At 45.8% G+C, this 306-nt stretch carries 1 pseudogene; it reads left to right on the forward strand.

From position 1 onward, the window contains the following. Positions 1 to 306: pseudogene (locus M2R48_RS21440) on the forward strand (hypothetical protein); the annotation flags it as partial.

A 306-nucleotide genomic window follows, 5' to 3' on the forward strand; every position in this document is an offset into this window, starting at 1 on the left:
GCGATACGCTAGATATTCAATTGGCGGATGCACCAGTATTTGCAGGCAAAGTGACAGCCAATGGTTTAGATGCGAATGGCAACAAAGTTGAAAATGTAGCGGATGCGACAGCAGCGACAGATGCTGTGAATAAAGGTCAGATGGATGCAGCAACTAAAGCATCAATCAGCAAGACTGATGCTTTGGGTAATAGTTCAGCATCTAACTTAGGTGGTGGATCAACCTATGACAGTAGTACGGGTACGATTAGTGCACCAAGCTATGTGACGACGAAGACAGATGGTTCGACGACGACAGCAAACAATG

The sequence above is a fragment of the Acinetobacter sp. I-MWF genome (assembly GCF_025433935.1).
In the GTDB taxonomy this organism is placed as follows: Bacteria; Pseudomonadota; Gammaproteobacteria; order Pseudomonadales; family Moraxellaceae; genus Acinetobacter; species Acinetobacter guillouiae.